Genomic DNA, 8,872 nt, shown 5'->3' on the forward strand with positions numbered 1-8,872 from the left:
GGTGATGGTGATGAGGTCGCAGCCGGCCTCGTGCAGGTCGCTGAGCGCCTGCGAGACCTCCTCACGCGTCTCGCCCATCCCGAGGATGAGGTTGGACTTGGTGACCAGGCCGTAGGCGCGGGCCTGGGTGAGGACGTCGAGCGAGCGCTCGTAGCGGAACGCCGGACGGATGCGCTTGAAGATGCGCGGCACGGTCTCGAGGTTGTGGGCCAGGACCTCGGGACGCGAGTCGAAGACCTCCTCGAGCAGCTCGGGCTTGCCGTTGAAGTCGGGGATGAGGTTCTCGACGCCGGTGCCCGGGTTGAGCTCGTGGATCTGGCGGACCGTCTCGGCGTAGAGCCAGGCGCCGCCGTCGGGGAGGTCGTCACGCGCGACGCCGGTGATGGTGGAGTAGCGCAGCTGCATCTTCTGGACCGACTCGGCCACGCGACGGGGCTCGTCCCGGTCGAGCGCCTCGGGCTTGCCGGTGTCGATCTGGCAGAAGTCGCACCGACGGGTGCACTGCTCGCCGCCGATGAGGAAGGTGGCCTCGCGGTCCTCCCAGCACTCGAAGATGTTGGGGCAGCCGGCCTCCTGGCAGACCGTGTGCAGGCCCTCGCCCTTCACGAGCTTCATGAGCTCGTTGTACTCGGGGCCCATCTTGGCCCGGGTCTTGATCCACTCGGGCTTCTTCTCGATGGGAGTCTCGGCGTTGCGGACCTCGAGCCGCAGCATCTTGCGTCCCTCAGGTGCGATGGTCACGACATCCACTGTACGCCCGTGCCCAAGGTCCATCACGACCCGTTCCGGGGCGCTCGGCTGTGGGTAGGGTCGTGCCCGTGACCATGATCGACCGCGAGTGGACCCGCCCTGCGCCCACGCGTCGACAGGTGGAGGCCGACGTCGTCCTGGCGGTCGGCGTGGCCTTGGTCTGCCTGGCCTCCGTGGCGGTCTTCCGGAGCGCCTACGGGACGGCCGGGACGAACAGCGGGGTCGAGGCCTACGTGTGGTTCGGGCTCGCCGGCCTGCTCCTCGCCGGCCGACGCGTGCTGCCGCTCCCGACGGTGCTCGCGGAGTCGGCCGTCTTCATCGTCGTCGGCGAGCGGATGGAGGACCTGGCCGGAGTCTTCACGATCCAGATGATCCTGTTCGCCGCGCTCTACGGCGCGTGGGCGTGGTCGCGGCACAAGCGGCTGCTCTGGGCCACGAGCGCCGTCGTGCTCGTGGCCATGTTCGGGTGGTTGATCTGGGCGTTCACGCAGCCCGGCACCCTGCCGCGCACCGCGTCGGTCGGGCTGCTGCCGCGGGAGGCCGCGATCATCACGTACTCCCTGGCCATCAACGTGGTCTACTTCCTCGGAGCCATGGCCTGGGGGCAGGCCGCGTGGCGCAGCGCCCGCCGCAACGCCGTCATCGAGGAGCAGATCGAGCGGGAGCGGGGCCGACAGGACGTCGACCGGAGCAACGCCGTCCGTGCCGAGCGGGTGCGGATCGCGCGCGACCTCCACGACGTCGTGGCGCACCACGTGAGCAGCATCGGCATCCAGTCCGCCGGAGCCCGACGGGTCCTGGAGCGCGACCCGGCCCAGGCCTCGGCCGCGCTCGGCACGATCGAGCAGTCCTCGCGCCAGGCCGTGGCCCAGATGCACCAGCTGGTGGGCCTGCTGCGCGAGGCCGACGTCGAGCCGGAGACCGCGGGCGGCCGCGGGCCCCAGCCGGGCCTGGCCGACATCGCACTCCTCGCCGATCCCCACGGCACGCCTCGCGTGGACGTCCGTGAGGTGGGCGACGTGGTGGACGTCCCGGCCACCACGGGGCTCAACCTCTTCCGGGTGGTGCAGGAGTCGCTCACCAACGCGCGCCGCCACGCAGCGGCTCGGGTGGTCCAGGTGACCCTGCGCTACCTCGACCACGCGGTCGAGGTGGAGGTCATCGACGACGGACGAGGCTGCGCCGACGGTCCGAAGGAGGGTTCCGGAGGCTTCGGCCTGGCCGGCATCCGCGAGCGGGCCGCCATGCTGGGCGGCGAGGTGGAGATCGGCGACCGTCCGCACGGCGGGTTCCGCGTGCGGGTCCGGGTGGCCACGGAGGGGGACGAAGCATGAGCGAGACCGCGGCGGCCGACGTGACGCGTGTGCTCCTGGTCGACGACCAGGAGCTCGTGCGCACCGGCTTCACCATGATCCTCGCGGTGGAGGACGACATCGAGGTCGTGGGGGAGGCCCGCGACGGCGCCGAGGCCGTCTCCCAGGTCGCCGCGCTCGCGCCCGACGTCGTGCTGATGGACGTCCAGATGCCCGGCACCGACGGCATCGAGGCCACCCGTGCCGTGGTCGCGGCCCACCCCGAGACCAAGGTCGTCATCCTCACCACCTTCGACGACGACGCGTACCTCTTCGACGCCCTGCAGGCCGGCGCGAGCGGGTTCCTGCTGAAGAACTGCCCGCCGGACGACCTCGTGCACGCCATCCGCCTGGCTGCCGGCGGTCACTCGCTCCTGGCGCCGGAGGTGACTGAGCGGGTCATCGGACGCTCGGCTCGGACCCCCCGCACCGAGGACCCGCGCCTGGCCGAGCTGACCGAGCGTGAGCGCGACGTGCTCATGGCGATGGCGCGGGGGATGAGCAACGCCGAGATCGCCACCGACCTCGTGGTGAGCGCCGCGACGGTCAAGTCGCACGTCTCCCGCATCCTCACCAAGCTCGACTCCCGGGACCGGGTGCAGGCGGTCATCCTGGCCCACGAGTCGGGACTGATGGACTAGCGTCCTCATCCTTTCGGCTGAGCCGCGGTTGGGCCGCGCGGCCGATGCGTCGGCGCCGCAGTCTCCCTAGCGTGGAGGCATGATCGAAGTCCAGTCACTGACCAGGGTCTACGGCGACCGTGCGGTGGTCGACGACGTCAGCTTCTCCGTGCGGCCCGGCCGCATGACGGGGTTCGTCGGAGCCAACGGTGCCGGCAAGACCACCACGATGCGCATGATCATGGGCGTGCTCGGCCCCACGTCCGGCGAGGTCCGGTGGCAGGGCCGACCCATCACCGCCGACGTGCGCCGCAGCTTCGGCTACATGCCCGAGGAGCGCGGGCTCTACCCGCGGATGCGGGTGCACGAGCAGCTCGTGTACTTCGCCCGCCTGCACGGCCTCAGCCGTCAGGACGCCGCAGCGCGTGCCACCGACCTGCTGGAGCACTTCACGCTCGCCGACCGGGGCGACGACCAGCTCGACGACCTCTCGCTCGGCAACCAGCAGCGCGTCCAGATCGCGGCCTCGCTCATCCACCGTCCCAGCGCCCTCGTGCTCGACGAGCCGTTCAGTGGCCTGGACCCGCTGGCCGTGGAGGCCATGGTCGACCTGCTGCGCCGCGAGGCCAAGGACCTTCCGCTGCTCTTCTCGAGCCACCAGCTCGACCTCGTCGAGCGCCTGTGCGACGACCTCGTGATCCTCTCCGGAGGGCGCCTCGTGGCCGCCGGCCCGGTCGACGACCTCCGCGACCAGGGGGCCGACCGCTACCGCGTCGTGATGGACGGCGTCGACACGGCCTGGCTGCGCGACGTCGGTGGGCTCAAGGTCCGCGACGTCGACGGACCGAGCGCGCTCGTCGACCTGGACGGACTGTCCGCGACCGACCTCACGCGACTCGTCCTGGACCGCGGCCCCGTCGTCGAGGTCAGCCGAGCCCGTCCGCCGTTGTCCGAGATCTTCAAGGAGGCCGTCCGATGAGCACCAGCACCGACCGGACCAGCAGCACCCGCACGGCGCCCCTGTGGCGCCTGGTCGCGGAGCGCGAGATCACGACCCGCATCCGCGAGAAGTCCTTCATCCTCAGCACGGCCTTCACCGTCCTGGTCATCGTGGCCGCCATCGTGGCGGCCTCGTTCTTCCAGGACCGCCCGTCCGAGAAGGACGTGGCCGTCGTGGGGGCCGAGGCGAGCGCCGTGGTGTCTGCGGCCTCCAAGACCCCGGTGGCGGAGTCGGACAACCTGACGCTCAAGGCGAAGGTGGTCGACGACGCCGACGCGGCGCGTGCCGCGGTGCGCGACGGGAGCGCCGACGCAGCCCTCGTCCCGACCGACGACGGCTTCCGGCTCATCGGCAAGAAGTCCGTCGACGACACCCTGCAGCAGGCGGTCTCGGGAGCGGCGGCCCGCCTCACCCTGGAGCAGAACGCGGCCGCCCAGTCGGTCGACCTGTCGACGTTGGAGTCGGGGACCGCCACGAAGACCCAGCTGCTCGAGCCCGCACCCGAGAACGCGGGCGCCCGTGAGGCAGCGGCCTTCGTGATGGTGATCCTCTTCTTCCTCACGGCCCTCGGGTTCGGCATGACGATCGCGCAGAGCGTGACACAGGAGAAGGAGAGCCGCGTCGTCGAGATCCTCGCGGCCGCCGTCCCGATCCGAGCCCTGCTGTGGGGCAAGATCGCCGGCAACACGGTGCTGGCCCTCGGGCAGGTGCTCCTCATGGTGGCCGCGGCCATCGTGAGTGCGGCGTTCGCGGGGCAGGGCAACCTGCTCGCGGACCTCGGCCCCGCGCTGGCCTGGTACGTCGTGTTCTTCGTCCTGGGCTTCGGAGCGCTCTCGACGCTGTGGGCCGTGGCGGGCGCACTCGCCTCGCGCCAGCAGGACCTCACGTCGACGACCCTGCCGGCCCAGATGCTCCTGATGATCCCGTACTTCCTCAGCTTCGCCGGGGGAGACGCGGTGCGCGAGGTGGTCTCGATGATCCCGATCGTCTCCACGATCATCATGCCGGGACGCATGGCCGAGGGCTCGGTCCCCGCCTGGCAGATCGGGGTCGCGATCGGCGGCACCCTCGTGGCCGCCGTGCTCCTCGTGCGGCTCGGGACGGCGATCTACGAGCGGGCGCTGCTGCGCACCGGTCAGAAGCTGGGCTACCGCGAGGCGCTGAGTATCGAGGGCACCTGAGGCAGGTCGTCCGGCTCGACCAGGTCTGGCGTGGGGGTGTAGGGCTCCCACGCCAGCAGGTCGTCGAGATGGGGCCGCACGAGCGCAGCGGCCTCCGGCACCGTGACGTCGCGGCCCAGCTCCTCGCTGAGCGTGGTGACGCCGGCGTCGGCGATGCCGCACGGCACGAAGCGCTGGTACCAGGACAGGTCGACGTCGCAGTTGAGGCTGAAGCCGTGCATCGTGACCCCCCGTGAGACGCGGATGCCGATGGCGGCGATCTTGCGCTCCTGCTTGCCGCGCTCGGCGGGCAGCCAGACGCCGGAGCGGCCGGGGACGCGGCCGGTCGCGAGTCCCAGCTCGGCGACGGCGCGGATGAGGGCTTCCTCGACACGTCGGACGTAGTCGACCACGAGCACGTGGGACGGCAGCTGCGTGATGGGGTAGCCGACGAGCTGGCCGGGACCGTGGAAGGTGATCTTGCCGCCGCGGTCGACGTCGACCACGCGGGTCCCGTCCTGCGGCCGCTCGTGCGGCTCGGTCCGCTTGCCGGCGGTGTACACGGGCGGGTGCTCCAGCAGCAGCACCGTGTCGTCGATCTGCCCGTCGGCGCGCTGGGCGTGCAGCTCGCGCTGCAGCTCCCAGGCCTCGCGGTAGTCGATGGCGTCGTGTCCGTACCACTCGTCACGGTAGATGAGGCTCACGTCCTCAGCGTACGCCTGTGGACACGTGGCTCGTCAGGCTCGCGAGCGCCCGCGAACCTGGGGTGATGGCCACCTGGTGGATCACCCTGACCGCAGTGCTCTCGACCCTCCTGGGACCGGGCGACACCCACGCCGCCTGCCGGACGCTCGGCGCGCTCGACGTCCGACGAGCCGAGGCGTTCGCCGGAGCCACGTCGGCACCGCTGAGGAAGGTCTACGTCGACGAGCGGGCGGCAGAGCCCGACCGGGCCCTGGTCCGGGACTACCGAGGGCGTGGGATGCGACTCGTGGGGATGTCCATGGTGCGCACCTCGTGCGAGGCGGCGGCCGAGCGCCCCGGACGGGTCCGCCTCCAGGTCGTCGAGACGCTGGGTCCCACGTGGGCCGTCGACCGCACCGGACAGGCCACCGCCCTGCCGAAGGACCGTCCCACCCGCCGCGTCGTGACGCTCGTGGAGGTCCGCGACGGCTGGCGCGTGGCGCGGGTTCGGTGAGAGGTCAGGCGAGGGCCGAGGCCAGCACGGCGTCGACGTCGGGGTGGTCGAACGTGAACCCCGCGGACGTGAGCACCGACGGCACCACCCGGACGGAGCCGAGGAGGTCGCCGGCCAGGGGGCCGAGCGCCAGCCTGAGTGCGGGGCTCGGAGCGACGAGGAACGTGGGCTTGGAGACCGCCCGGCCGAAGGCGTCGGTGAACTCGGCGTTGGTCACGGCCGTGGCCGCGAGGTTGACCGGGCCGGTGACCTCGGGGTGCTCGAGCAGGAACGCGACGGCCCGGACCCAGTCCTCGCGGGACAGGATCGACATGTACTGCCTCCCTGAGCCCAGACGCGCGCCGAGGCCGAGGCGGAAGGGGCGCTCCAGCGGAGCGACCATGCCTCCGTCGCGGTCGAGCACGAGCGACGTGCGAAGGAAGGCGGTGGGGGAGCCGGCCTCCGTGGCCGGCGCCGCTGCTGCCTCCCACGCCACGACGAGGTCGGCGAGGAAGCCGTCGCCCGCCGAGGCGGTCTCCGGGAGCTCCTCGGCGCCGCGGTCCTGGCCGTAGACGCCCATGGCCGAGCCGGAGAGAAAGGCCGCCGGCTCAGGGGAGCGGGCGATGGCCCGCGCCAGGGTGGCCGTGGACTGGACCCGGGAGTCCAGCAGGGTGCGCTTGTAGCTCTTCGTGCGTGGCCAGCGGGCGATGCTGGCGCCGGACAGACCGACGACGGCGTCGGCCCGGTCGATCAGCACCTGGTCGATGCGACCCGCGGCAGGGTCCCAGCGGGACGCGTCGGCCCTGCTGTCGTCGCCACGGACGAGGCGCGTGACCTCGTGCCCCTGCTCGCGCAGGTGGGACACCAGGGCACTCCCGAGGAACCCCGAGGCCCCACCCACGACGACGTGCACGTCAGCCCAGCTCCGCCTCGAACGACCCGTTCTGCAGACGTTCCTTGACCGCGGTCAGGAAGCGACCCGCATCGGCACCGTCGACGATGCGGTGGTCGTACGTGAGCGCCAGGTAGACCATGCTGCGGACCGAGATGCTGTCGCTGCCCTGTGCGTCGGTGATGACGACGGGGCGCTTCACGACGGCGCCGGTGCCGAGGATGGCCACCTGCGGCTGGTTGATGATCGGCGTGTCGAAGAGAGCGCCGTTGCTGCCGAGGTTGGTGATGGTGAACGTGGCACCGGAGAGCTCGTCGGGCGAGATCTTGTTGGTGCGCGTGCGCTCGGCGGCGTCGGCGATCTTGCGCGCGAGACCCGCGATGGACAGGTCGCCCGCGTCGCGGATGGTGGGCACGATGAGCCCGCGCTCGGTGTCGACCGCGATGCCGAGGTGCTCGCCCTCGGGGTAGGTGACCGTGCCGGCGTCGATGTCGAGCGCCGCGTTGAGCGTCGGGTAGCCCTTGAGCGCCTCGATGGCCGCCTTGGCGAAGAACGGGAGGTACGTCAGCTTGACGCCCTCGCGCTGGTAGAACGCGTCCTTGTGACGCGCTCGGAGCCGGGCGATCTCGGTGACGTCGACCTCGTGCACCTGCGTGAGCTGGGCACCGGTCTGCAGCGACTGCACCATGCGCGAGGCGATGGTCTTGCGCAGCCGGCTGAGCTTCTCGGTCTTGCCGCGCAGCGGCGACGGCTCGGAGGGGGCCGCCGGCACGGACGGCGCGGCGGCCTGGGGCGAGGAGGCAGCGGCCTGCTCGGCCGGCGTGGCCGAGGACTGCTGCGACGACTTCTGGGCCTCGGCGGCGTCGAGCACGTCCTGCTTGCGGATGCGCCCACCCACGCCGGTGCCCGTGAGGGTGGCCAGGTCGACGTCGTTCTGCTTGGCCAGCTTGCGCACGATGGGCGTGACGTAGGTGTCGGAGCTGCCCGCGGACGACGGAGCGGCCGTCTTCTCGGGGGTCTTCTCCGGCTCGGGCTGCGCCTGGCTCTCCGGCTGGGCCGGCTCGGGGGTCGGCTCCGGCTCCGGCGCCTTCTCGGGCTCGGGCTCGGGCTCGGGCTCCGGCTCGGGGGCCTTCTCGGGCTCGGGCTCGGGCTCCGGATCGGCGGCGGGCGCCGCGGCGTCGCCGGATCCGATGATGGCCAGGACGGCGCCGACCTCGACGGTCTCGTCCTCGTCGGCCTTGATCTCGAGCAGCGTGCCGGCCACGGGCGACGGGATCTCGGTGTCGACCTTGTCGGTGGAGATCTCGAGGAGGGGCTCGTCGACGGCGACCTCGTCGCCGACGGACTTGAGCCACTGCGTGACGGTTCCCTCGGTGACGCTCTCGCCCAGCGCGGGCAGCGTGACCTCGGTGCCCTCGCCCGACGGCGCCGGGGCGGCGTCGGCCTGCGGGGCAGGGGTGTCCTCGGCGGGCGGCTCGGGCGCCGACTCCTGGGAGGTGGGCTCGGGTGCCTCGACGGTCTCCTCGGCCTCCGGCTCCGGCTCGGACTCCGGCTCGGCCGGCTCCTCGTCGGGGGCGTCGCCGGCCGAAGGGCTCTCGCCCTCGTCGCCGATGATCGCGAGGACGGCGCCGACCTCGACCGTGTCGTCCTCCTCGAACTTGACCTCGAGCAGGACGCCCGCGACCGGTGAGGGGATCTCGGTGTCGACCTTGTCGGTGGAGATCTCGAGGAGGGGCTCGTCGACCGCGACCGTGTCGCCGACGGACTTGAGCCACTGGGTGACGGTGCCCTCGGTGACGCTCTCGCCGAGAGCGGGGAGGGTGACTTCAGTTGCCATGGTTCTGGGTTCCTTCAGCTCAGGCGTGGGAGTGGAGCGGCTTGCCGGCCAGGGCGAGGGCGGCCTCGCCGAGGGCCTCGTTCT

9 protein-coding genes are annotated in these 8,872 nt (G+C 71.9%); 5 read left to right on the forward strand and 4 right to left on the reverse strand.

Translation table 11 applies throughout. The features are described 5' to 3' along the window. A partial coding sequence (locus tag ASD11_RS04995; protein ID WP_442854179.1) for a lipoyl synthase occupies positions 1–774 on the reverse strand: 774 nt, incomplete at its 3' end. 50 nt (positions 775–824) lie between these two features. Here ASD11_RS04995 and ASD11_RS05000 point away from each other — a divergent pair. The 4 genes from ASD11_RS05000 to ASD11_RS05015 all read left to right on the forward strand — a co-directional run bounded on the left by ASD11_RS05000 (position 825) and on the right by ASD11_RS05015 (position 4,903). Then, positions 825–2,084 carry a sensor histidine kinase gene (locus ASD11_RS05000; protein WP_235503341.1) on the forward strand — a complete coding sequence of 420 codons (1,260 nt, stop codon included), beginning with the start codon at positions 825–827 and terminating at the stop codon, positions 2,082–2,084. Next, positions 2,081–2,743: a response regulator gene (locus ASD11_RS05005; RefSeq protein WP_056284129.1), complete on the forward strand. Its 663-nt coding sequence runs from the start codon at positions 2,081–2,083 to the stop codon at positions 2,741–2,743. The genes ASD11_RS05000 and ASD11_RS05005 overlap by 4 nt, the downstream gene beginning before the upstream one ends. A gap of 79 nt (positions 2,744–2,822) precedes the next feature. Further along, positions 2,823–3,701 carry an ABC transporter ATP-binding protein gene (locus ASD11_RS05010; RefSeq protein WP_056284132.1) on the forward strand — a complete coding sequence of 293 codons (879 nt, stop codon included), beginning with the start codon at positions 2,823–2,825 and terminating at the stop codon, positions 3,699–3,701. Then, on the forward strand, positions 3,698–4,903 hold the full coding sequence (locus tag ASD11_RS05015) for an ABC transporter permease (RefSeq protein ID WP_056284136.1): 1,206 nt from the start codon (positions 3,698–3,700) through the stop codon (positions 4,901–4,903). The genes ASD11_RS05010 and ASD11_RS05015 overlap by 4 nt, the downstream gene beginning before the upstream one ends. Here the strand turns inward: ASD11_RS05015 and lipB are convergent. Next, on the reverse strand, positions 4,870–5,586 hold the full coding sequence (gene lipB, locus ASD11_RS05020; protein WP_056284139.1) for a lipoyl(octanoyl) transferase LipB: 717 nt from the start codon (positions 5,584–5,586) through the stop codon (positions 4,870–4,872). The genes ASD11_RS05015 and lipB overlap by 34 nt on opposite strands. 65 nt (positions 5,587–5,651) lie before the next feature. Between lipB and ASD11_RS05025 the strand changes: the two genes are divergently transcribed. Beyond that, a complete protein-coding gene (locus ASD11_RS05025) occupies positions 5,652–6,080 on the forward strand; it encodes a hypothetical protein (protein ID WP_156464599.1) in 429 nt (142 codons plus the stop codon). Between the two features lie 4 nt (positions 6,081–6,084). Here ASD11_RS05025 and ASD11_RS05030 read toward each other — a convergent pair whose 3' ends face one another. Both ASD11_RS05030 and sucB read right to left on the reverse strand, forming a co-directional pair. Beyond that, the gene (locus tag ASD11_RS05030) at positions 6,085–6,972 is read right to left on the reverse strand and encodes a TIGR01777 family oxidoreductase (protein ID WP_056284143.1); all 888 of its coding nucleotides are present in this window, start codon (positions 6,970–6,972) and stop codon (positions 6,085–6,087) included. A gap of 1 nt (position 6,973) precedes the next feature. Then, positions 6,974–8,788, reverse strand: a complete 1,815-nt coding sequence (sucB, locus tag ASD11_RS05035; protein ID WP_056284144.1) for a 2-oxoglutarate dehydrogenase, E2 component, dihydrolipoamide succinyltransferase — start codon at positions 8,786–8,788, stop codon at positions 6,974–6,976. Positions 8,789–8,872: the final 84 nt, after the last annotated feature.

This window comes from Aeromicrobium sp. Root495 (genome assembly GCF_001426755.1).
Taxonomy (GTDB): domain Bacteria; phylum Actinomycetota; class Actinomycetes; order Propionibacteriales; family Nocardioidaceae; genus Aeromicrobium.

Excerpts from the sequence above, each read along its gene's own strand:
- ASD11_RS05015 (WP_056284136.1), top strand. The coding sequence starts at position 3,698 with ATGAGCACCAGCACCGACCGGACCAGCAGCACCCGCACGGCGCCCCTG.
- ASD11_RS05000 (WP_235503341.1), top strand. The coding sequence starts at position 825 with ATGATCGACCGCGAGTGGACCCGCCCTGCGCCCACGCGTCGACAGGTG.
- ASD11_RS05010 (WP_056284132.1), top strand. The coding sequence starts at position 2,823 with ATGATCGAAGTCCAGTCACTGACCAGGGTCTACGGCGACCGTGCGGTG.
- sucB (WP_056284144.1), bottom strand. The coding sequence starts at position 8,788 with ATGGCAACTGAAGTCACCCTCCCCGCTCTCGGCGAGAGCGTCACCGAG.
- ASD11_RS05025 (WP_156464599.1), top strand. The coding sequence starts at position 5,652 with ATGGCCACCTGGTGGATCACCCTGACCGCAGTGCTCTCGACCCTCCTG.
- ASD11_RS05005 (WP_056284129.1), top strand. The coding sequence starts at position 2,081 with ATGAGCGAGACCGCGGCGGCCGACGTGACGCGTGTGCTCCTGGTCGAC.